The organism is Kitasatospora sp. NPDC022856, assembly GCF_055561235.1.
Genome location: NZ_JBVHHE010000001.1, coordinates 487,751 through 509,871 on the forward strand (window position 1 = coordinate 487,751; position 22,121 = coordinate 509,871).

20 protein-coding genes are annotated in these 22,121 nt (G+C 73.0%); 9 read left to right on the plus strand and 11 right to left on the minus strand.

Annotated elements, in window-relative coordinates; translation table 11 throughout:
* Window positions 1-60 precede the first annotated feature (60 nt).
* The 6 genes from ACZ34W_RS02205 to ACZ34W_RS02230 form a co-directional block, all read right to left on the minus strand.
* Window positions 61-570 carry a ribonuclease gene (locus ACZ34W_RS02205; RefSeq protein ID WP_329487538.1) on the minus strand — a complete coding sequence of 170 codons (510 nt, stop codon included), beginning with the start codon at window positions 568-570 and terminating at the stop codon, window positions 61-63.
* Between the two features lie 387 nt (window positions 571-957).
* Window positions 958-3,666 carry a pyruvate, phosphate dikinase gene (gene ppdK / locus ACZ34W_RS02210; protein WP_359802950.1) on the minus strand — a complete coding sequence of 903 codons (2,709 nt, stop codon included), beginning with the start codon at window positions 3,664-3,666 and terminating at the stop codon, window positions 958-960.
* A 563-nt stretch (window positions 3,667-4,229) separates the two neighbouring features.
* Window positions 4,230-5,336 carry a tRNA dihydrouridine synthase DusB gene (gene dusB / locus ACZ34W_RS02215; protein WP_329492091.1) on the minus strand — a complete coding sequence of 369 codons (1,107 nt, stop codon included), beginning with the start codon at window positions 5,334-5,336 and terminating at the stop codon, window positions 4,230-4,232.
* A gap of 327 nt (window positions 5,337-5,663) precedes the next feature.
* Window positions 5,664-6,446, minus strand: coding sequence for a DUF4097 family beta strand repeat-containing protein (locus tag ACZ34W_RS02220; protein WP_465600901.1), 783 nt, complete (start codon window positions 6,444-6,446; stop codon window positions 5,664-5,666).
* A 2-nt stretch (window positions 6,447-6,448) separates the two neighbouring features.
* Window positions 6,449-7,093, minus strand: a complete 645-nt coding sequence (locus ACZ34W_RS02225; RefSeq protein ID WP_329487545.1) for a response regulator transcription factor — start codon at window positions 7,091-7,093, stop codon at window positions 6,449-6,451.
* Window positions 7,081-8,307 carry a sensor histidine kinase gene (locus tag ACZ34W_RS02230; RefSeq protein ID WP_329487547.1) on the minus strand — a complete coding sequence of 409 codons (1,227 nt, stop codon included), beginning with the start codon at window positions 8,305-8,307 and terminating at the stop codon, window positions 7,081-7,083. Before ACZ34W_RS02230 ends, ACZ34W_RS02225 begins: the two co-directional genes overlap by 13 nt.
* A gap of 134 nt (window positions 8,308-8,441) precedes the next feature.
* On the opposite strand from ACZ34W_RS02230, the gene ACZ34W_RS02235 reads away from it, so the two are divergent.
* The gene (locus ACZ34W_RS02235) at window positions 8,442-8,978 is read left to right on the plus strand and encodes a hypothetical protein (RefSeq protein WP_465600906.1); all 537 of its coding nucleotides are present in this window, start codon (window positions 8,442-8,444) and stop codon (window positions 8,976-8,978) included.
* 515 nt (window positions 8,979-9,493) lie between these two features.
* Here ACZ34W_RS02235 and ACZ34W_RS02240 read toward each other — a convergent pair.
* The gene (locus tag ACZ34W_RS02240) at window positions 9,494-10,411 is read right to left on the minus strand and encodes a helix-turn-helix transcriptional regulator (RefSeq protein ID WP_465600909.1); all 918 of its coding nucleotides are present in this window, start codon (window positions 10,409-10,411) and stop codon (window positions 9,494-9,496) included.
* 308 nt (window positions 10,412-10,719) lie between these two features.
* On the opposite strand from ACZ34W_RS02240, the gene ACZ34W_RS02245 reads away from it, so the two are divergent.
* Window positions 10,720-12,045, plus strand: a complete 1,326-nt coding sequence (locus ACZ34W_RS02245) for an MFS transporter (protein WP_465601172.1) — start codon at window positions 10,720-10,722, stop codon at window positions 12,043-12,045.
* A 92-nt stretch (window positions 12,046-12,137) separates the two neighbouring features.
* Here ACZ34W_RS02245 and ACZ34W_RS02250 read toward each other — a convergent pair whose 3' ends face one another.
* Window positions 12,138-12,407 carry a hypothetical protein gene (locus ACZ34W_RS02250; protein ID WP_329487553.1) on the minus strand — a complete coding sequence of 90 codons (270 nt, stop codon included), beginning with the start codon at window positions 12,405-12,407 and terminating at the stop codon, window positions 12,138-12,140.
* Window positions 12,400-12,963 (minus strand): RNA polymerase sigma factor, encoded by a 564-nt coding sequence (locus ACZ34W_RS02255; RefSeq protein ID WP_465600912.1) that lies wholly within the window; start codon window positions 12,961-12,963, stop codon window positions 12,400-12,402. The genes ACZ34W_RS02250 and ACZ34W_RS02255 overlap by 8 nt, the downstream gene beginning before the upstream one ends.
* Window positions 12,964-13,205: 242 nt before the next feature.
* Here ACZ34W_RS02255 and ACZ34W_RS02260 point away from each other — a divergent pair, with 242 nt between their 5' ends.
* The 3 genes from ACZ34W_RS02260 to ACZ34W_RS02270 all read left to right on the plus strand — a co-directional run bounded on the left by ACZ34W_RS02260 (window position 13,206) and on the right by ACZ34W_RS02270 (window position 16,370).
* Window positions 13,206-13,784, plus strand: a complete 579-nt coding sequence (locus ACZ34W_RS02260; protein ID WP_442906790.1) for an NADAR family protein — start codon at window positions 13,206-13,208, stop codon at window positions 13,782-13,784.
* A gap of 112 nt (window positions 13,785-13,896) precedes the next feature.
* Complete coding sequence (locus ACZ34W_RS02265) at window positions 13,897-15,021, plus strand: hypothetical protein (RefSeq protein ID WP_465600915.1); 1,125 nt, start codon at window positions 13,897-13,899, stop codon at window positions 15,019-15,021.
* Window positions 15,022-15,089: 68 nt separating this feature from the next.
* On the plus strand, window positions 15,090-16,370 hold the full coding sequence (locus ACZ34W_RS02270) for a hypothetical protein (RefSeq protein ID WP_465600918.1): 1,281 nt from the start codon (window positions 15,090-15,092) through the stop codon (window positions 16,368-16,370).
* Window positions 16,371-16,468: 98 nt separating this feature from the next.
* On the opposite strand, the gene ACZ34W_RS02275 is transcribed toward ACZ34W_RS02270, so the two are convergent.
* Complete coding sequence (locus ACZ34W_RS02275; RefSeq protein ID WP_329487560.1) at window positions 16,469-17,851, minus strand: glycine--tRNA ligase; 1,383 nt, start codon at window positions 17,849-17,851, stop codon at window positions 16,469-16,471.
* Between the two features lie 190 nt (window positions 17,852-18,041).
* Here ACZ34W_RS02275 and ACZ34W_RS02280 point away from each other — a divergent pair, with 190 nt between their 5' ends.
* From ACZ34W_RS02280 to ACZ34W_RS02295, 4 genes are read left to right on the plus strand one after another with little or no spacing between them, the layout of a single operon-like run.
* Window positions 18,042-19,013, plus strand: a complete 972-nt coding sequence (locus ACZ34W_RS02280) for a metal ABC transporter substrate-binding protein (protein ID WP_329487561.1) — start codon at window positions 18,042-18,044, stop codon at window positions 19,011-19,013.
* A 17-nt stretch (window positions 19,014-19,030) separates the two neighbouring features.
* Entirely contained in the window at window positions 19,031-19,795 is a 765-nt protein-coding gene (locus ACZ34W_RS02285; RefSeq protein WP_329487562.1) for a metal ABC transporter ATP-binding protein, read from the plus strand.
* Window positions 19,792-20,715 (plus strand): metal ABC transporter permease, encoded by a 924-nt coding sequence (locus ACZ34W_RS02290; RefSeq protein ID WP_329487564.1) that lies wholly within the window; start codon window positions 19,792-19,794, stop codon window positions 20,713-20,715. Before ACZ34W_RS02285 ends, ACZ34W_RS02290 begins: the two co-directional genes overlap by 4 nt.
* A 35-nt stretch (window positions 20,716-20,750) precedes the next feature.
* A complete protein-coding gene (locus ACZ34W_RS02295) occupies window positions 20,751-21,161 on the plus strand; it encodes a Fur family transcriptional regulator (protein ID WP_329487566.1) in 411 nt (136 codons plus the stop codon).
* Between the two features lie 112 nt (window positions 21,162-21,273).
* Here ACZ34W_RS02295 and ACZ34W_RS02300 read toward each other — a convergent pair whose 3' ends face one another.
* Window positions 21,274-22,119: an isoprenyl transferase gene (locus ACZ34W_RS02300; protein ID WP_329487567.1), complete on the minus strand. Its 846-nt coding sequence runs from the start codon at window positions 22,117-22,119 to the stop codon at window positions 21,274-21,276.
* Window positions 22,120-22,121 lie beyond the last annotated feature (2 nt).

The following is a 22,121-nucleotide window of genomic DNA, read 5'->3' on the forward strand; positions in this document are numbered from 1 at the left end:
TGGTACTTCCACTATGGCATCTACTTTCCAATGTGGAAAGTACTTTCCACGGCCGATGACTCAGCAGCGGGCGTCGATCTCCTGGAAGGAGCCGTAGTGGTCGGCCGTCCAGTACTGCTCCCCGGTACCGCCGGTGACGACGCGTCGGGCGCCGCGGTCGCCGGAGCCCGGGGTCACGACGGTGTACTCGTGGTAGTAGCCGGAGGCCTTGCGCGGGAGGCGGTTCTCCCGGTTCTCGAAGACGATGCCGTCCGAGCGGTACGGGTAGGGGCCGCCCTTGGCGATCAGGCCGAGGGTGTCGACGGCCTGGGCGGGCAGCTTGGTGCGGCAGACGTCGGCCAGCGCGGGGTCGGTGGGCACCCAGCCGCCGGCCGGGGCCGGGGTGGTGCCGACTGGCGGGGAGGACTTCGGAGCGGAGGGCTTCGGGCCGGTGGCGCTCGCTCCGGTGGAGGCGGCGACGGTGGCTTTCGGGCTGTCCGCCCCGTCGTTCGAGAGCTGGCACCCGGCGAGCGCGGCGAGCGCGCAGAGGAGGACGGCCACCAGGGCGAACAGGCGGTTCTTGCTGGTCATGCGCTCCAGCTTGGCAGCCGGCCGGGCCGTGTCCGGCCAGCCACACGCGTGGCCGCGGCCACACCCGCGGCCGCTCGTCGGGTGCGACGGGCGGGCGGCGCGGGTGGGCAGAGGGACGGTATGGCGGACCGGACGGGCAGACCCGGGGGGCCGGGCGGGCAGACCTTCGGGCAGAGTCCCCGCCGTTGCCCGCCGTTCCCCGCGGGTCTTCCGCACAGACAGACGAGCGGGGCGGGAACGGACGCCATTGTCCGTTCCCGCCCCGCTCGCGTTACGTACGCCGGTTCTCCTGCGCCGAGCTCCGGTGTACGCCCTCCCCGGTGGGAGGGGGTGCGGTCAGTGACCGCGTCGGCGGTGCCCCGGCCGATGCCTGGCCGGGGCTCCGCGTCAGCGCGAGTCGCTGCCCGCCGTCTCGATGGCGGCGCGGCCTGCCTCCAGGCGCGCCACCGGGATCCGGAAGGGGGAGCAGGAGACGTAGTCCAGCCCCACCTCGTGGAAGAAGTGCACCGACTCCGGGTCGCCGCCGTGCTCGCCGCAGACGCCCAGCTTGAGGTCGGGGCGGGTGGCCCGGCCGGCCTCGACGGCGTGCTTGACCAGCGCGCCGACACCGTCGCGGTCGATGGTCTCGAACGGGGAGACCCCGAAGATGCCCTTCTCCAGGTAGGCCGTGAAGAACGAGGCCTCCACGTCGTCCCGGGAGAAGCCCCAGACCGTCTGGGTGAGGTCGTTGGTGCCGAAGGAGAAGAACTCGGCGGCCTCGGCGATCTGGCCGGCCGTCAGGGCGGCCCGGGGCAGCTCGATCATGGTGCCGAGCTTGATGTCCAGCTGGACGCCGGTGGACTGGGCGACCTCGGCCAGCACGCGATCGCACTCGTCGCGAACCAGCTCCAGCTCCTGGACGGTGCCGACCAGCGGGATCATCACCTCGGGGCGGGGGTCCCCGCCGGCCAGCTTGCGCTCGGCGGCGGCCTCGGCGATGGCGCGCACCTGCATGCCGAACAGGCCGGGGATGACCAGGCCGAGGCGGACGCCGCGCAGGCCGAGCATCGGGTTCTGCTCGTGCAGCTTGTGCACCGCCTGGAGCAGTCGCAGGTCGTTCTCGTTCGGGTCCTTGCGGGCCTCGGCGAGGGCGACGCGCACCGAGAGCTCGGTGATGTCCGGCAGGAACTCGTGCAGCGGCGGGTCGAGCAGGCGGACGGTGACGGGCAGCCCGTCCATCGCCTGGAAGAGCTCCAGGAAGTCGCCCTTCTGCAGCGGCAGCAGGGTGGAGAGCGCGGTCTCGCGGTCCTTGTCGTTGTCCGCCAGGATCAGGTGCTCGACCTCCTTGCGGCGCTCCTCGCCGAGGAACATGTGCTCGGTGCGGCAGAGGCCGATGCCCTGGGCGCCGTAGCGACGGGCGCGGCCACCGTCCTCGGAGTTGTCGGCGTTGGCCCGCACGGCCAGCCGGCGGCGGCCGTCGGCGTGCGACATCAGCCGGTGCACGGCCTGGACGAGACCGCCCTGGACGTCGGCGCCGGCGTGCAGGGTGCCCTCGAAGTACTCGACCACCGGGGACGGCAGGACGGGTACCTCGCCCAGGTAGACCTTGCCGCTCGCACCGTCGATGGAGACGATGTCGCCCTCTTCCAGCACCAGGCCGTCGGAGGTGGTCATCCGGCGGCGCTTGGTGTCGACCTCCAGCTCCTCGGCACCGCAGACACAGGTCTTGCCCATGCCGCGGGCGACGACGGCGGCGTGCGAGGTCTTGCCGCCGCGCGAGGTGAGGATGCCCTCGGCGGCGATCATGCCGTCCAGGTCGTCCGGGTTGGTCTCGCGGCGGACCAGGATGACCTTCTCGCCGGACCGGGACCACTTGACGGCGGTGTAGGAGTCGAAGACCACCTTGCCGATCGCGGCGCCGGGCGAGGCGGCCAGGCCCCAGGCGATCTGCTTGGACTCGGCGTTCGGCGCGAAGCGCGGGAACATCAGCTGGGAGAGCTGACCGCCGGTGACCCGCATCAGGGCCTCGTCCAGGTCGATCAGGCCCTGGTCGACCAGCTGGACGGCGATCCGGAAGGCGGCGGCGGCGGTGCGCTTGCCGACGCGGGTCTGGAGCATCCAGAGCTTGCCGCGCTCGATGGTGAACTCGATGTCGCAGAGGTCGCGGTAGTGGTTCTCGAGCTTCTGCATGATCGTCATCAGCTCGTCGTACGACTTCTTGTCGAGCTGTTCGAGATCGGCGAGCGGCAGGGTGTTGCGGATGCCGGCGACGACGTCCTCGCCCTGGGCGTTGGAGAGGTAGTCGCCGTAGACGCCCACGGCGCCCGTGGAGGGGTCGCGGGTGAAGGCGACACCGGTGCCGGAGTCCTCGCCGAGGTTGCCGAACACCATGGAACAGACGTTGACGGCGGTGCCCAGGTCGTTCGGGATGCGCTCCTGGCGGCGGTAGAGCCGCGCGCGGTCGCCGTTCCAGGAGTGGAAGACGGCGTGGATGGCGAGGTCCATCTGCTCGCGCGGGTCCTGCGGGAAGGCCCGGCCGGTCTCGCGCTGGACGATGCCCTTGAACACCTCGACCAGTTCCTGGAGGTCGGAAGCGTCCAGGTCCAGGTCGTTGACGGTGCCCTTGGCGTGCTTGGCCTCGTCCAGGGCCTCCTCGAACAGCTCGCCGTCGACGCCCAGCACGGTCTTGCCGAACATCTGGACCAGGCGGCGGTAGGAGTCCCAGGCGAAACGCTCGTTGCCGGACTGCGCGACCAGACCGACCACCGAGGTGTCGGAGAGGCCGATGTTCAGGACGGTGTCCATCATGCCGGGCATGGAGAACTTGGCCCCGGACCGGACCGAGACCAGCAGCGGGTCGTCGGCCTGGCCGAGCTGCTTGCCCATCTCCTGCTCAAGGGCGTCCAGGTGGGCGCTGATCTCCTTGTGGAGGGAGGCGGGCTCGCTGCCGGTCTCCAGGAAGACCTTGCAGGCCTCGGTGGTGATGGTGAACCCCGGAGGGACGGGGAGGCCCAGGTTGGTCATCTCGGCCAGGTTCGCGCCCTTGCCGCCGAGAAGATCCTTGAGGTCCTTGTTTCCTTCGGTGAAGGAGTAAACAAACTTCTGCTGGGACGGCACGGGTCGGTCTCCTCGCACACGGTTGCCCTGACGCCGGAGAACATACCCATTTCGAAGGCGCTTCTGCGCCGCCAATAGGCCGTATGAGGCCGGTACCCAGTGGTAACCCAGCAGATCGAATGCACGTAAAGGCGTTCACCTCTGTTGGTGAAATCGTCCGGATGACGCGAGCATTCCTTCAAGTCTTGAACTCATGGAAACAGGAAGATCACACGAGGGGGACGCAGGGTAGCGGTCGACGGTCCAGCGTGTTGCCCCGGCTTGATTTCCTGCACCCCGAGCACCCGATCCCGCGCCACCCCCTTCGGGAAGCGATTCCCTGCCGACCTGTCCAGTTCGTCACCTGAAGGGCCGTCAGTCGCCACCGTATGTGGCAAGCGTCACGGACGCATCTCGCCCGTCGGGCGTAGGTCTCCTCCGCCGGTCGTCGCACTGCGTCCGGATTCGTGCTCTTTCCGTGATACTCGCACACCAAAAAGGAGCCCTCTTGTCCAGATAGGACAAGAGGGCTGGGACGGGGCGGCGAGTGGTCGCCGAGCGCCATTTTTGCCGAAGCGGCCAGATCAACCGCCAGAGGTGTCCGATTCGGCGTCTGCACTGGGAAGAGCGCAGTCATACGGATCGTCCAACCAGCCTTCCGGCAGAACCACCCGGTTGTTGCCGCTCGTACGCCCGCGCGGCCCGTCCGCGCCGGCCGGCCAGAGCTGCGACTGCTCCACCATGGACAGGGTTTCGGCCAATTCGGCCAAGGAGGAGGAGTTCGCCAGCTTCACCCGAAGCTCGGAGCCGACCGAGAAGCCCTTGGTGTACCAGGCGACGTGCTTGCGGAAGTCGATCACGCCGCGGGTCTCGTCCCCCAGCCACTCCCCGAGCAGCTGCGCGTGGCGCACCATCGCCCGCGCCACGTCGGCGAAGCTCGGGCGGGCGTAGTCGACCTCGCCCTCGAAGATCGAGACCAGGTCCTTGAACAGCCACGGCCGGCCGAGGCAGCCGCGTCCGACCACCACCCCGTCGCAACCGGTCTCGCGCATCATCCGCACCGCGTCGTCCGCCGACCAGATGTCGCCGTTGCCGAGCACCGGGATGTGCGCCGGGACGGACTCGCGCAGCCGGGCGATCGCCGACCAGTCCGCCGTGCCCCCGTAGTGTTGGGCGGCGGTGCGCCCGTGCAGGGCGATGGCGGCCACGCCCTCCTCGGCGCCGATCCGGCCCGCGTCCAGGTAGGTGAGGTGGTCGTCGTCGATGCCCTTGCGCATCTTCATGGTGACCGGGAGGTCCCCCGCGTTCGCCACGGCCTCGCGCAACAGCTCGCGCAGCAGGTTGCGCTTGTACGGCAGCGCCGATCCGCCGCCCTTGCGGGTCACCTTGGGGACGGGGCAGCCGAAGTTGAGGTCGATGTGGTCGGCCAGGCCCTCGTCGGCGATCATCCGGGCGGCCTTGCCGACGGTCACCGGGTCCACTCCGTACAGCTGGATCGAGCGCGGCTTCTCGCTCGCGTCGAACTTGATCAGCTGCATGGTCTTGGCGTTGCGCTCGACCAGGGCCCGGGTGGTGATCATCTCGCTCACGTACAGGCCCTTGCCGCCGCTCTGCTCGCGGCAGAGGGTGCGGAAGGGCGCGTTGGTGATGCCGGCCATGGGTGCCAGGACGACCGGCGGCCACACCCGCATCGGGCCGATCGTCAGCGGCGCGAACTCGGAGCTGGTCGCGGGCGCGGCGGCGGCCGCGGGCTCGCCGGCGGCCGCGTTCGCGGCGGCGGGGGCCGTGGCGGGCGCGGGCGCGGCTGCCGTGGCGGACGCGGTGGTGTCGAGCGTGGCTGTCATGCGCGGCTGACCTCGTGGACGGGGGCTCGGGACTCTTCATTGTCCCCCACCGCGCGCCGGGGCCGGTCGGCGCTGGTCACCGGGCCCTTCCGGGGGCCGGGCGGTGGGCCTTTGGCCGTTGGCCTTCGTCCGTGGGCCCGCGTCCGTGGGCCCGCGTCCGTCGGCCCTTGTCCGTCAGCCCGCCGCGGTGACGATGCGCACCGAACCCGACGTAGTCACCACCCGGACGGTGTCGGAGCTGGTGGAGTCGGCCAGCTCGGGGTCGATGTGGCGGTCGCCCGGACCGGCGGCGCCGCTGAAGTCGAAGGCGTACCGGGAGCCCTTCGGTAGTCCGATCGCCACCGACCCGGAGGTGGCACCGGCGTCCACCAGCTGCGGCGGCCGCACGAAGCCCAGGTCGATCTCCCCGGAGAAGGCTCTCACCTCCACCCGCGGCGACCCGAGGCCGGCGGCCTTCAGCTCCCCGGAGGTGGTGCGTGCGTACACCTCTCCGGAGAGCCCGGTCAGCCGGATCGTGCCCGAGGTCGCGGTGAGCCGGACGTCCCCGGTGAGGTCCCGGACCTCCAGGGCACCGGACGTCCCGCCGCCGGACACCGACGCCGCGGCCGGCACCTCCAGATCGATCGAGGCGCCGCAGCCGACGTCCACCGCAGGCAGCAGCTGGTTGCAGCGCATCCGGACGGTGAGGACGTCCCCCTGGAAGATCGCCGAGACCGTGGGCTTGCGGACCGTCCAGTCCAGGTACTGCCTCATCGTCACCCGTCCGGGGACGCCCGGCTTGATCCGGACCGCCGCCGTCCCGGTGTCCAGCTCCACCCTGGTCACCGCGACCTGGTAGGAGTGCTCGGACACCGCCTTCTGCTGCACCACCACCGCCCAGGTCTGCACGGCGCCGAACAGCATGGCGAAGGCCAGCGTGAGCGTCCCGGTGATCTGCCAGGCCCGACGTGCGCCCACGGCTACCCGACCTCCAGGAACCGCAGCACCGCGAGCACCCGGCGGTGGCTGTTGTCGGCCGGCGGCAGGTCGAGCTTGGTGAAGATCGAGTTGATGTGCTTCGCCACGGCACTGTCGCTGACCACCAGGGCGGCGGCGATCGCCGCGTTGGAGCGGCCCTCCGCCATCAGGCCGAGCACGTCCCGCTCGCGCGGGGTCAGCTTCTCCAGCGGATCGCGGTGGCGGCGGACCAGCAGCTGGGCGACCACCTCCGGGTCCAGCGCGGTGCCGCCCTCGGCCACCCGCTGGAGGGCGTCCACGAAGTCGTCCACATTGGCCACCCGCTGCTTGAGCAGGTAGCCCACCCCACTGGTGTTCGTGGCCAGCAGATCGGCCGCGTACCGCTCCTCGACGTACTGCGAGAGCAGCAGCACCGCGACCTCCGGCCACTGCCGGCGGATCATCAGTGCGGCCCGGACGCCCTCGTCGGTGTAGTCGGGCGGCATCCGGACGTCCGCCACCACCACCGCCGGACGGTGCTCCTCGACGGCGGCGAGCAGCGCCTCGGCGTCCCCGACCGCGGCCGCCACCTCGAAGCCCACGGCCTCCAGGACCTTGACCAGACCGACCCTCAGCAGGACCGAGTCCTCGGCGATCACAGCACGCACGGCAACTCCACGGTGATGGTGGTGGGGCCCCCGAGGGGGCTCAGAACGGACAGCGTGCCGTCGACCGAGGCGGCGCGCTTGCGCAGCCCGGTCAGGCCGGTGCCGCGCGCGGCGTCCGCGCCGCCGACACCGTCGTCGCTGACGACCAGGCGCAGCCGGCCGCCCGCCGTCCGCACCGAGAGGTCGACCCGGGAGGCACGGGCGTGCTTGGCGACGTTGGTCAGCGCCTCGGAGACGGTGAAGTAGGCGACCGCCTCGACGGTCGGGGCGACCGGCTCGGTCAGGGCGACGTCGACGCGCACCGGCAGCGGCGAGCGGGCGGCGATGCCGGACAGCGCCGCGTCCAGGCCGCGGTCCTCCAGAACGGCGGGGTGCAGGCCGCGCACGAGGTCCCGCAGTTCGTCGATGGCGGCCTGGGCCTCCTCGTGCGCGTCCACTATCACCTGCATGACCTCGGGCGGGGCGTGTTTGAGGGTGCGCCGGGCCAGGCCCAGGTTCATCGCCAGCGAGGTGAGCCGCTGCTGGGCGCCGTCGTGCAGGTCGCGCTCGATCCGGCGGCGCTCGGCGTCGACGGCGTCGACCAGGCCGGCCCGGCTCTCGGCGATCTCCTCGACCCGGCGCTCCAGGGCCTCCGCCCGGCCGGGGCCGAGCAGCCGCAGGGCCGTCCACTCCTCCAGCCGGGCCAGCAGGACCGTCGCCCACGGCAGCACGAGGAGCAGCAGCACGCCGCCCACGGTGACCGCGACGTCCAGCGTGACCAGCTGCCCGCGGACCGGGCTCGACGACGGCATCAGCCACGTCCAGCCGTAGACGGTGGCCATCACCAGGCCCGCGCCCCAGGCGTAGAGCAGCCCGACGGCGCCGAGCGCGAGCAGCGGGCCCGCGAGCAGGTGGTAGCCGACCTGGCGCCAGCTCACCCCCGTGCGCAGCCCGGTCAGCAGACCGGCCGAGGTCCGGACCGGACGGAGCAGCGGCGGCACCTCGACCCCGCGCAGGGCTCGCAACCGGCCGCGCTGGGCCGTCGTCAGCAGGCGCATGCCGGCCAGGCTCAGGCCGAGGACCAGCAGGAACACCTTGAGGTAGAGGACGGCCAGCCAGATCGGCGCGGCCAGTGGGACGCCGGCGGCTATGAACCGGGTGTCGCGCCAGACGGCCGCCCACAGCGGCCGCCCGACGCTCCTGGCGAGCGCACGGCGCAGCGGGGTGGAGGGCATGACGGACAGCGTAGGGCGCGAAGATCGACGGCCGCCATGAAGGGGAGTGGAGACCTGGGGTGTAGCTGGGTACACCCCTGATTCGGTGTGGTGCACTACCGACAGCGAGCGTCGTCCACGGAAGTCTTGACGGCATGACGAGCACTCCTTCGCACCCCACCACCGCGCCGCACCCGCGGCCCGCCGCCGGTCTCGGCGACGCCGGCGCCGCGTGGGCGCGGCCGGTCGGCCTTCTCGGGTCGGCGGCCCCGCTCGGGCTGCTCGGGCCCTGGTCGGTGCGGGGCGTCCCGGCGTCCCGGGGGCGGGCCGCGCTGGAGGTGTACGAGCACGGCGAGTTGGTCGACGTCGTGGTCGCGGCCCGGCTCGCCCCGGAGCTGCTGCGCGGCGCCCGGCGGTGCCCGGCCCTCGGCGCGCGGGAGTCGTACGGGCTGGTCTGGGGCCGGCTGCCGCAGGGCGGCCCGGCGCCCGCCGTGGGCTTCACCGCCGGGCGGCTGCGCCGGGCGGGGCGGCGGGCCGGGGTGGTCGAGGCACCCGAGGTGGTCACGGTGGCCGGGGAGTTCTGGCTCGCCTGGGCGCGGGGCCCGTTCGACGGCGTCCTGGTGGAGCACCCGGCCGGCCGGGTGCGGCGGTCGCTGGAGCGGGTCCGCCCGCGTGGCCGGAGCGCACGATGAGCGCCGTCCTGCCGGGAGCCCGGCCGACGTCGTTCACCTGGCCGGCTCCGCGCGTCCGGCCGACCCGGCCGACCGCCCCGGCGCTGCCCGGCTGGGCTCCGCAGGTGCCCGCCCTGGCGGCGCTGGCCCTGCTGCCCTGGCTGGCCGTGCTGGTGCTCTGCCACGAGACCGTCTGGGTCGTCCTCGACCTGGGCGAGCTGAGCGCCCTGCTCTGGCTGGACGCGCTGCTGCGCCGCCGCAGTCCGGGCGCGCTCGGGCCCGCCTGCGTGGTGGCGCTGCTGCTCGCGGGCGACGCCCTGGCCGACGTCGGCACCGCCGGACGCGGGCTGCCGCTGCTCGCCGCCCTGGTGATGGCCTGCGGTGTCGAGCTGCCGCTGGCCGTCCTCTGCCTGGCGCTCGGTCGGGGCGCGGCGGCTGCCGAGCCGGTGTCGGGGCCGGTACCGGGCGCGACGGGCCGGCTCGGCGGCGGCCGGGCCCGACGGGCGGCCCGACGGGCGGCCCGACGGCCGTCCGGGTCAGAGGCCGCCCGCCATGAGGGCCATCCGTGCCCGGGTCTCCTCGTCCCTGGGGGTGTAGGCGATCAGGCGGGTGCTGGGGCGGGGCCCGAGCCAGAAGCTCGTGTAGTCGCAGTGCAGCAGCCCGACCCCCGGGATGAGGAACTGCTTGAGTCCGTTGCCGGGCCGCTGGACGTCGTGCCGCTGCCAGGCCGCCTCGAAGTCCGGCGAGGCCTTGCGCAGCCGGGCGAGCAGTGCCTTCCAGGCCGGTTCGGCGGTGTGGTCCGCCATGCCCGACCGGAACCGGGCCACCATTCCCTCGCGCTCCTGCTCGTGGTTCACCAGCACGTCCCGGAAGCGCGACGGTGTGAACGCCATCCAGACCAGGTTCCGCTCCTCGAACGGCAACTCGTCGACGTTCCCGACCAGGTGGGTGTAGGAGGGGTTGTGCGCCAGGATGTCGTACCGGGCGTTGATCACCGCCGCCGGCATCGGCGCCATCTGCTCCAGCACCAGCCGCACCGCCGGGGTCACCGTCGGGCACTCCAGCACCGGAGCGGGGTCCTCGGCGGCCGCCAGGGCGAACAGGTGCGACCGCTCGGCCGGATCGAGCCGCAGGGCACGGGCGACGGCGTCCAGTACCTGGGTGGAGACCTGGATGTCCCGGCCCTGCTCCAGCCACGTGTACCAGGTGACCCCCACGGCGGCGAGCTGCGCGAGCTCCTCGCGGCGCAGCCCCGGCGTCCGGCGGCGGCCGGTCGTCGGCAGGCCCACCTGCTCCGGTGCGATCCGCTCGCGGCGGCTGCGCAGGAACGCCGCCAGCTCGTGCCGTCGGGCCTCGGCGGCGAGCGGGGTCGACGGAGCGGCTGCTGGGCTCGCGGTCGCGGTCGACCCGGCGGCCGCGGTGGTGCTTCGGACGGACGCGGTGGTCAGGTTCATGAACTCAGCATGCGCCATGCGGGAGCCGGGTGCCAGGTACTTCTGATACCTGGATAAGCACACTCTGGTACCAGGTTGTCGGACGGAAGATCGTATGACCCGTGACCCAACAACTCGCCGTCGCCACGACCACCACCGCTACCGCGTCAGCCCGCCCCACCGGCTCCACCACGGCCGGTACCACCACCACCGGTAGCACCACCGCCTCTGCCGCCTCCGGCACCACCTCGCCGAGCAGCGCTTCGATCGGCAGCGCTTCGATCGGCACCGCCGGACTGGTCACCGTACTGCTCGGGGCGTTCCTGCCGATGCTCGACTTCTTCATCGTCAACGTCGCCCTGCCCACCATCGACCGCGACCTCGCCGCCGGCCCCGCCGTGCTGGAGCTGGTCGCCGCCGGGTACGGCATCGCGTTCGCCGTCCTGCTCGTCCTCGGCGGACGGCTCGGCGACATCTTCGGCCGCCGACGGCTCTTCGTGGTCGGCGCCGCCGCGTTCGCCCTCACCTCGCTCGCCTGCGGGCTCGCCCCCGGGGCCTGGTCGCTGGTCGCCGCCCGCGCCGCCCAGGGCGCCTCGGCCGCCCTGATCGTCCCCCAGGTCCTCGGCACCATCACCGCCGCCACCCACGGCGCCCGCCGCGCCCACGCGCTCAGCGTCTACGGCGCGGTCGCCGGGATCTCGGTGGTGGTCGGCCAGGTGCTCGGCGGGATGCTGGTCGCCGCCGACGTCCTCGGCACCGGCTGGCGCTCGGTCTTCCTGCTGAACGTCCCGTTCGCCCTGCTCGCCCTCGTCCTCGCCCTCCGGTACGTGCCGGAGAGCCGCTCCCCGCAGGCCGCCCGGGTGGACGTCCTGGGCACCATGCTGCTCACCGCGACCATGCTCGCCCTGCTCGTCCCGCTGATGGAGGGCCGCGCCGCCGGCTGGCCGCTCTGGTCCTGGGTGCTGCTCGCGCTCTCCCCGGTGTTCGCGGTCGCCTTCGCCCTGGTCGAGACCCGCGCCGAACGCCGGGGCGCCACCCCGCTGGTGCCGCCCAGCCTGCTGCGGATCCCCGAGATGCGGCGCGGGCTCGGCATCGCCCTCCCCTACTTCGGCGGCTTCGGCGGCTTCATGTTCGTGATCGCGATCGCCCTCCAGCAGGGCCTGCGGCTCGGCCCGGTGGCGGCCGGCTGGGCGCTCGTCCCGATGGCCGTCGGCTACTTCGGGGCCTCGCTCGCCGGCCCCCGGCTGATCGGCCGCTTCGGCAGCCGGGTACTGACCGCCGGCGCCGTCGTCCAGGCGCTCGGCCTGGCCGCCCTGATCCTGACGGTGCTCGCCGACTGGTCGCACTTCTCCCCGCTGCGGATGGCCCCCGGGGTCGCGCTCGCGGGCATCGGGCAGGGCCTGATCGGCACCCCGCTGTTCCGGGTGGTCCTCTCCAAGGTGCCCGCCGACCGCGCGGGCGTCGGCAGCGGCGTCCTCGCCACCAGCCAGCAGTCCAGCCTGGCCCTCGGCGTGGCCACCCTCGGCAGCCTCTACCTGGCCCTCGCCCCGACCGTGGGCATGGACCGCGCGCTGGCCCTCTGCCTCGCCGTCCAACTGCTGGGCTCCTTCAGCATCCTGTACCTGACCACCCGGCTCCCCCGCTCCATCGGGTGACCCCGGGCGGCCGGGTCACGACCGGCTCCCGCACAGCCCGCGCGCCCGCCCGCGAAACCGCGGTCGGGCGCGCTCGGGTGCGCGGGGCGTCGTCAGCCGGACCCGGCGACGGTCAGCCGGCACTGGCCGTCCGCCGTGCAGGAGCGCTCCAGGCGGCCCCGCGAGACGGTCTGGATCAGCCCGATCGTCCAGCACATCGGGCATCCGCGCAGGGCGAGCACGCCGATCGGAAGGAGCAGCAGCGCGGCCGGCCCCACCACCGGGAGCAGCGCGAAGGCGCCGATCAGGCCGCCGAACCCCACCGCGCCGCGCACCAAGTGGCGGGGCAGGGACGCACTCGCGAAGTCGGGTCGATCACTCACCGACGCCTCCAAGGACGGTCTCGGGCGCGGCCCGCAGCTCGCAGCGGACGGCCGATCGCGCCCGGTGCAGTCGTGACTTCATCGCCGCGCCGCTCAGCCCCAGCGCGTCGGCGACCGTCCGCCCGTCGAGGCCCTGGATGTCCCGCATGACCAGCACCCGCCGCTGGTCGGCCGGGAGCGCGGCGATCGCCGCCGCGACCCGCCCGGCCTCCAGGCGTCGCAGCACCTCCTCCTCGGCCGACAGCACGGTGTCGTCCCCCGACGGCACGGGGTCGCGCCGCAGTACCCGCGCCCGGCGCAGGCACTCGTTGCGCACGATGCGGAACAACCACGACGCCAGCGCACCGGAGGCCCGCAGCATCCCGATCTTGCGGTACAGGATGATCAGCGCCTCCTGCGCCGCGTCCTCGGCATCCTCCGGCGAGGCGCACAACGTCCGGGCGAACCGCCGCACATGCGGGTGCGCCCCCGACACCAGCGCGGCGATCGAGTCGACGTCCCCCCGCTGCGCCGCGTGGACCAGGCGCTCCCCCGGCCAGCCCCCCGCGTCAGCCACGGCCCCGCCCCCGCTTCCTCATCACGACCACGGTGCAGGTGCACAGCAGCAACAGGGCGACAGCCACGGCGATGCCAACGATCACGAGAACCTCCCAGTCCGGTCCGACCCTTTCGTCGGAGACATTCATAAGAGGCACACCCCTGCGCAAAGGATTCAGCCCCGTTCCCGGAGTCGGTCACGGGCGGCCCGCCCCGATCAAATCACTGGCACCACGGGCCCCTTTACGTCAGGATGACGATATGAGCAGCATGGAGAAGGGGAACCCCCTCGACACCCGCAACCGGGCCGAGCTGGTGGCGGCCGTCGCCTCCGGCGCCGAGCCGAAGTGGCTGATGTTCTGGGGGCATCAGCCGCAGCAGGACGGTTCGGTCGGGCAGGGGGCGCTGAGCCAGTGGTGGCCGTCCCCCTTCACCGTGGACGGCGTGACGTACGCGAGCGCCGAGCACTGGATGATGGCCGGGAAGGCCCGGCTGTTCGGCGACGAGGCGATCGTGCCGCGGATCCTCGCCGCCCGGTCCCCGGCCGAGGCGAAGAAGCTGGGGCGCCAGGTACGGGGGTTCGACGAACCCACCTGGGCCGCCGGGCGGTTCGAGCTGGTGGTGACGGGCAATGTCGCCAAGTTCGGGCAGGACGACGCCCTCCGCGACTACCTCCTCGGCACCCGGCAGCGCGTCCTGGTCGAGGCCAGCCCGGTGGACCGGCTCTGGGGCATCGGTCTCGCCGCCGACGACGAACGGGCCGCACGACCGGCCGACTGGCGCGGGGAGAACCTGCTCGGCTTCGCCCTGATGGAGGCCCGCACCCGGCTGGCCCGGTGAGCATCGCGAGCGCCACGAGCAGGACGGGCACGACGAGCGCCACGAGCACGACGAGCGCCACGAGCACGACGAGCACGACGAGCTGGAGAAGCGCGACCCGCCGGAGGAGCCGATGAGCACGATCGCCCCGGCCCTGGACGCCACGGCGGTGCTGTCGGTGGGCGCCGCGCTCGCCCTCACCCCGAGGGTGCTGCGGCGGGAGGTCCGGCCCGGGCGCGGGGGAGCGCCCGGGCCGGAGGCGTTGCTCGCCGCCGTCGTGGCGCTGCTCCTCCTCAACCAACTGGCCTTCGCCGTCCACGTCCAGCGCGTGCACGACGGCAGCACCGCGTTCGTCGCGCGCTACCTGCCCCCCGGGTGGTTCGCCGTGCCCCGCGGCAACACGTTCGTCGACTGGGTCGCCGCCCACACCCCCGCACCCGAGCTGCTCGCGCCGTCCGTGCTGCGCGTCCAGGCCTTCCTCGAACTCCCGCTCGTCCTGCTGGCCTTCCTCGCCGTGCTGCGCCGGCTCGACCGGCAGCTGTACGTCCGGGTGGCCCGCTCACCGCTGTTCCCGCTCGCCGCCGGCTCGTACACCGTCGCGTTCTGCGCGGTGGAGTGGGAGCTGCGCAACCCGTACACGGTGGACGACCTGGTCATCCGGGTCGTGTCGGCGCTGGTCACCGCGCCGCTGCTCGCCCGGATCGCGGGGCGGGAGGCGGACACCGCGCCCCGCTCCCCCGGGCCGCTCGTCCTCGCGGTCGAGCTGTGGGCCTTCGGCTCCCTGATGCTGGCCCTCTACGACACCGTGCTGCTCTACAACCTCTCCCGGCTCGGCGAACGGCTCACGGGCATGATCACCGCGGTCGCCGTGCTCGGCGCGACCCGCGTCCTGGCGGCGAAACGGCCCGGCGCCCCGGCCGGCCCCCGCATGGCCGCGCTCACGGACTCCCTCGGCCGGGGCCTCGCGCTGTTCCTCGTCCCCGCCCTCGCCCTCCGGTACGCCGGGAGCTTCGGCACGCCCCGGCTGGCCGCCGCGGCGGGCGCCGCGGTGCTGATCGCCGCCGTCGGCCGGCGCGCGGGCCGGCTCGCCCTGCCCGCCACCGTCGGCGCGGGGGCGGGATACCTGGCCGTCCGGTGGTCCACCGACCCGTACTTCGAGGCGGCTCTGCTCCGGGCGGCCGTCGTCGGCTTGCTCACCACCGGTGCCGTCTGCGCGGTCCTGGACGGCAGTCGCAAACATTTCGACGCACTCCCGTAACTCTGTCGCCGTATATCGACGCCAGGATGACCCGCAGTCAGGGTCGAGATGGACAGGGTGCGGCGATCATGCGGATACGGCACACGGAACAACCCCCGGCTCAGCACAGCGGCGAGAGCGAACAGGACGCGCTCGACCTCCGTGCCGAGCTGGACGAATTACTGCGAGCCCGGCAGTACGCCAACCAGCGCGAACGGCGGCTCGCCGAGGCCGTACGGGCCGTCCCGGAGCGGCAGCGGCCGGACGCGGAACTGCTGCGGCAGCTGGCCCAGGCGCGGACGCTGCGCGAGGGGCTCGGCACCCGCTGCCTGGAGCTCAGCGAGCAGTTGACCGCGCTGGAGGACCGGCTGCGCCAGCCGCCGGTCCGCAATCCGGTGCCCCGGCAGCCCACCGGCGCCCGCTTCGGGGGCGTGCGGGGGGAGGAGGAAGGAGCGCACGCCCCGTCGGCGCGCCGAGCCGCTCCGCCGCCACCCGCCACCGGGGCCCGGTTCGGCGCCCCGCGGTCCCGCCCCGAGGAGGCCGGCGAACCGACCCCGCCCCGGACGGTCCCGGCGCCCCAGCCACCGCCCGCGCCCGAAGAGCCACCGGAGCCGCCCCGGCGCCGCTCCCCCGCCGAACTCACCGCCCTCGCCGAGCGGATCACCGCTCTGCACCGCCAGGGCGCCACCCAGGAGATCACCTCCCTGCTGGGCCAGGCCGCCGCCCTGCTCCTCCCGCTCGACACCGCCCGGCTGGCCGGTCTGCTCGCCCGCGGCGGCCCGCCCGAAGCCTCCGTCCAGCTGGCCCGCGGCGCCGCGGCCGGCACTCCGACGCAGGCCGCCAGCACCCTCGCCGAACTGCGTTCCGCCGGCCTGGCCCAGGAGGCGACCGAACTGTTCCACGCCCTCTGGGCCTACCCGGCCGACGCGCTGCCGGCCCTGCTGGTGGCCCTGGAACGGGCCGGCCAGCACGCGGACAGCGCCACCCTGCTCTGGGAGTGGGGCTCCGCGCCCACCGCCGAGCTGGCCGCCCTCGCGGCCGGGCTGGAGCGGGCCGGCCGCTCCGAGGACGCCCGGACGCTGCTGCGCCAGGCCGCCGGCCGGCCCGCCGCCGAGCTCACCGACCTGGCCGGCACCCTGCCGGAGCCACTGTCCGGCGTCCTGCTGCGCGACCTCGCGGCGCTGCGCCCGCCGGCCGAACTCGTCCGGCTCGCCACCGCGCTCGCCCCGCACCGGCGGCTCTACGACGGCCTGCTGGCCGCCCTCCTGGAGGACGAGGGCCGCCACCGCAGCACCCTCGCCTCGCTGCGCGGCGCCGGCCTGCCGACCGCCCCGGCCGGCCCGCCGCGCTCCCGCTGGGGCCGCCGGTAGGCCGGGGTCGGCGGATTCAACGAGCCGGACGCGGGGAGCCCCCGCCCGCCGGAAGGCGGACGGGGGCTCCTTCGGCGCGACGGCCGGGTGTGCTGCGGTCAGCAGCCGATCAGCCGCGCGGCCAGGTAAGACTTGACCTGGTCGAGCGAGACGCGCTCCTGCGACATGGTGTCGCGCTCGCGCACGGTCACCGCGTTGTCCTCAAGGGTGTCGAAGTCGACGGTGACGCAGAACGGCGTGCCGATCTCGTCCTGGCGGCGGTAGCGCTTGCCGATCGCGCCCGCGTCGTCGAACTCGACGTTCCACGCGGTGCGCAGGTCGGCGGCCAGGCCGCGGGCCTTCGGCGAGAGGTCGGCGTTGCGCGACAGCGGCAGCACCGCGACCTTGACCGGGGCCAGCCGCGGGTCCAGCCGCATGCCGACGCGCTTCTCCAGGACGCCCTTGGCGTTGGGCGCCTCGTCCTCGAAGTAGGCGTCGATCAGGAAGGCCAGCATGGCGCGGTTGAGGCCCGCCGCCGGCTCGATGACGTACGGGAAGTACCGCTCGCCGGACTCCTGGTCGAAGTACTTGAGGTCCTGGCCGGAGGCCTCGCTGTGCACCGTGAGGTCGTAGTCGGTGCGGTTGGCGACGCCCTCCAGCTCGGAGAACTCCTGGCCGCCGAAGTTGAAGCGGTACTCGATGTCCACCGTGCGCTTGGCGTAGTGGGACAGCTTCTCCTTCGGGTGCTCGAAGAAGCGCATGTTCTCGGTCCGCAGGCCGAGGTCGACGTACCAGTCCCAGCGCTGCTGGAGCCAGTAGTCGTGCCACTGCTCGTCCTCGCCCGGCTTGACGAAGAACTCCATCTCCATCTGCTCGAACTCGCGGGTGCGGAAGATGAAGTTGCCGGGGGTGATCTCGTTGCGGAAGCTCTTGCCGGTCTGGGCGATGCCGAACGGCGGCTTCTTGCGCGAGGTCGTCTGGACGGCCTTGAAGTTGGTGAAGATGCCCTGCGCCGTCTCCGGGCGCAGGTAGGCCAGGCCGCCCGCCTCCTCGGTGACGCCGAGGTGCGTCTTCAGCATGCCCGAGAACTCCCGGGGCTCGGTGAAGGAGCCCTTGGTGCCGCAGTCGGGGCAGTTGATGTCCTTGAGGCCGTTCGCCGGCGGGTAGCCGTGCTTGGCCTCGTACTTCTCCTCCAGGTGGTCGGCCCGGTGGCGCTTGTGGCAGGAGAGGCACTCGGTCAACGGGTCGTTGAAGGTGGCGACGTGACCGGAGGCCTCCCAGACCTCACGGGCCAGGATCACCGACGAATCGAGCCCGACGACGTCCTCACGGGCCTGGACCATCGCGCGCCACCACTGGCGCTTGATGTTCTCCTTCAGCTCGACGCCCAGCGGCCCGTAGTCCCAGGCGGCACGCGTGCCGCCGTAGATCTCGCTGCAGGGGTAGACGAAGCCACGGCGCTTGCTCAGGCTGACGATCGTGTCGATCTTGTCGGCGGCCACAGTGCTCTCTTCAGTACGACGGCACGGTCAGGGCACGGCTGGTTGCGCGTACCCGAATACCTCAGGTTACCGGCCATACGGGTACGGGGTTCAAATCGGTATCGCCCGGCCCCGCCCGACCATCACCATCCACCGTTCACCCGTCCGAGTGATTTGACAATCATTTCCATCTAACCTGAGAATGGTTGTCATGATGATCCGACGACCTACCCGCACCGTCCTCGCCCTGACCGCGACCACCCTCGCCGGCACCCTCCTGCTCACCGCCTGCGGCGGGGACGGCGGCGCCAAGGGCACGGACGGCAAGCTGGGCGTCGTCGCCTCGTTCTATCCGATGGAGTTCCTCGCCTCGCAGATCGGCGGCGAGCACGTCAAGGTCACCACCCTGACCCCGGCCGGCACCGAGCCGCACGACCTCGACCTCACCGCCAAGCAGGTCGCGAGCGTCAAGAAGGCCGACGCCCTGCTCTACCTCAAGGGCCTCCAGCCGACCGTGGACAAGGCGGTCGCCGACTCCGGCGCCAAGCACGTCGTCGACGCCACCGCCGCCAGCCCGCTGGTCGACCACCACCTCGGCGAGGGCGAGGAGGGCCACGCCGAGGGCGACGGCCACCAGCACGACGGCGCCCCCGGCGACCCGCACATCTGGCTCGACCCGACCCGCTACGCGGCGGTCGCCCAGAGCGTCGGCGCCGAGTTCGCCAAGGCCGACCCGGCGCACGCGGCCGACTACCGGAAGAACACCGACGAACTGGTCGGCAAGCTCACCACCCTGGACCAGCGGTTCCGGGACGGCCTCAAGGACGCGAACACCAGGACCTTCGTCACCAGCCACGCCGCCTTCGGCTACCTCGCCGAGCACTACGGCCTCACCCAGGTCGCCATCAACGGCGTCGACCCGGAGTCCGAGCCCACCCCCGCCCGGCTGGCCGACGTCCAGAAGGCCGCCAAGGACAACGGCGTCACCACGATCTTCTTCGAGACCCTGGTCAGCCCCAAGCTCGCGGAGACCGTCGCCAAGGACCTCGGCCTCCGGACCGCGGTGCTGGACCCGCTGGAGGGCGTCAAGGACCCGGCCAAGGACACCTACCTGACGGTGATGGAGCAGAACCTCGCCAACCTGCGGGCCGCGCTCGGCACGGCCGGCGCCACCACCAGCTGAGGGGACGACAACACGCCATGACCCACCCGATACCCCCGGCCGTCCGCCTGCACGACGCCGTCGCCTCGCGCGGCGGCCGGCCGGTGCTGCGCGGCGTCGACCTCACGGTGCAACCCGGCGAGGTGGTCGCCCTGCTCGGCGCCAACGGCTCCGGCAAGTCCACCACCGTCAAGGCCGTCACCGGCGCCGTCCCGCTGGAGCACGGCAGCCTGGACCTGTTCGGCATCCCGTTCGCCAAGTTCCGTGCCTGGCACCGGGTCGGCTACGTGCCGCAGCGCACCACCGCCGCCTCCGGCGTGCCGGCCACCGTGCGCGAGGTGGTCTCCACCGGGCGGCTCCCGCAGCACCGGCTGCTGCCCTTCCGCCGCCGGGACCGGGACGCGGTGGACCGCGCGCTGACCGCCGTCGGCATGCTGGACCGGGCCGGGGACGGCGTCGCCGACCTCTCCGGCGGCCAGCAGCAGCGGGTGCTGATCGCCCGCGCCCTGGTCGGCACCCCCGACCTGCTGATCATGGACGAGCCGATGGCCGGAGTGGACGCCACCAGCCAGCAGGTGCTCGCCGACACCCTGCGCGCCGAGGTCGGACGCGGCGCGGCCGTGCTGCTGGTGCTGCACGAACTCGGGCCGCTGGAGCCGCTGATCGACCGCGCCGTGGTGCTGCGCGACGGCTGCGTCGCGCACGACGGCCCGCCCGTCCCCAACACCGGCCTGCACGCCCTGCCCGGCCACGACCACGTCCATCCGCACGCCGACCACACCCCGCCGAGGCTGCTCGCATGACCGAGATGCTCTCCTACGACTTCATGCAGCGCGCCCTGCTCGCCGCCGTCCTGGTCGGCATCACCGCGCCGGCCGTCGGCATCTACCTGGTGCAGCGGCGCCAGGCACTGCTGGGCGACGGCATGGGCCACGTCGCGATGACCGGGGTCGGCCTCGGCTTCATCTTCGACACCAGCCCGGTCTGGATGGCCGTCCTGGTCTGCGTCCTCGGCGCCGTCACCATGGAGCTGGTCCGCTCGCGCGGCAACCAGCGTGGCGACATCGCCCTCGCCATGCTGTTCTACGGCGGCATGGCCTGCGGCAAGCTGCTCGTCTCGAAGTCCGCCCAGGCCGGCGCCGGCAGCCTGGAGAGCTACCTCTGGGGCTCCATCCTGACCGTCGCCCCCGCCGACCTCGTCACCATCGGCGTCCTCGGCGCCGTGGTCATCGGCGTCACCGTGGGCCTGCGCCGCCAGCTCTTCGCGATCTGCCAGGACGAGGACTTCGCCCGGGTCACCGGCCTGCCGGTGCGCCTCCTCAACCTGCTGCTCGCGGTGATGGCCGCGATCACCGTCACGGTCGCCATGCGGGTCGTGGGGCTGCTGCTGGTCAGCGCGCTGATGGTGGTCCCGGTGGTGGCCGCCCAGCAGCTCACCCGCTCCTTCGCCGCCACCCAGGCCGCCTCGATCGGCCTCGGCGTCCTGGTCTCGCTGGCCGGCGTCACCGGCTCCTACCAGCTCGACGTCCCCTCCGGACCGGCCATCGTGCTGCTCGCCATCGCGGTGTTCGCGGTGTTCAGCGCGATCGCCGCACCGCTGGCCCGCCACCGGCACCGGACGGCGAAGGCCGACCCCGGCCCCGCGGTCTGCGACGTCCAACTGCCCGGGCAGAGCGCGTCCGACGCGACCACTCCGGACCGGAGGGCGGGGCTGGCACAATGAGGTGCGAGATGCCCACACCCCCAGGAGGACCCACGGTGACCACCGCAGGCCCGTCGCCGCGCGCCCGCTCGACCCGGCAGCGAGCCGCCGTCTCGGCGGCCCTGGACGAGATCGAGGACTTCCGCAGCGCGCAGGAGCTCCACGACATGCTCAAGCACCGAGGCGACTCGGTGGGTCTGACCACGGTCTACCGCACCCTGCAGTCGCTCGCCGACGCCGGCGAGGTCGACGTGCTGCGCACCGCCGACGGCGAGGCCGTCTACCGCCGCTGCAGCAGCGGGCACCACCACCACCTGGTCTGCCGGCACTGCGGCGCGACCGTCGAGGTGGAGGGGCCGGCCGTCGAACGCTGGGCCAACTCGGTAGCCGCCGAGCACGGGTTCAGCGACATCGCCCACACCCTGGAGATCTTCGGGACCTGTGCGGAGTGCGCCAAGAAGGCCTGATCCGGCCGCGCCGAAGGGCCCGTGGGAGCTGGCTCCCACGGGCCCTTCGGCGTACCCCGTCGGGCGCGCTCCGCGTCCCGGCGCCGGGACGCGGACCGCGCCCGACGGCGGCTCAGCGCTGCGCGGGGACCTCCGCGGCCTCGCCGGGGGCGACCTCGTTGGGGATCGCCCCGCCGAAGCGGCGGTCGCGCCGCGCGTACTGCTCGCAGGCCCGCCAGAGGTCCCGGCGGTCGAAGTCCGGCCAGAGCACGTCCTGGAACACGAACTCCGCGTACGCCGACTGCCAGAGCAGGAAGTTGGACGTCCGCTGCTCGCCGCTCGGGCGCAGGAAGAGGTCCACGTCCGGCATGTCCGGGTGGTACAGGTACTTGGCGATGGTCTTCTCGTTGACCTTCTTCGGGTCCAGCCGGCCCGCCGCGACATCGGCCGCGATGGCCGCCATGGCGTCCGCGATCTCCGCCCGGCCGCCGTAGTTGACGCACATGTAGAGCGTGACGGCGTCGTTCTCCCTGGTCTGCTCCTCGGCGACCTTGAGCTCCTGGACGACGCTCTTCCACAGCTTGGGCATCCGGCCGGCCCAGCGGACCCGCACGCCCATCGCGTCCATCTCGTCACGGCGGCGGTGGATGACGTCCCGGTTGAAGTTCATCAGGAACTTCACCTCGTCGGGCGAGCGCTTCCAGTTCTCGGTGGAGAACGCGTACAGCGAGATGTTCTTCACACCGAGCTCGATCGCGCCCTTGAGCACGTCCAGCACCACGGACTCGCCGACCTTGTGGCCCTCCGTGCGCGGCAGCCCGCGCTCCTTGGCCCAGCGCCCGTTCCCGTCCATCACGATCGCGACGTGGTTGGGGACCAGCTCGCCGGGGATCTTCGGGGGCTGTGCGCCGCTGGGGTGCGGGGTCGGGGGGAGGTACTCCCTTTGCTTGCCACCGCCGAAGAGCCGTCGCGCTGCCATGT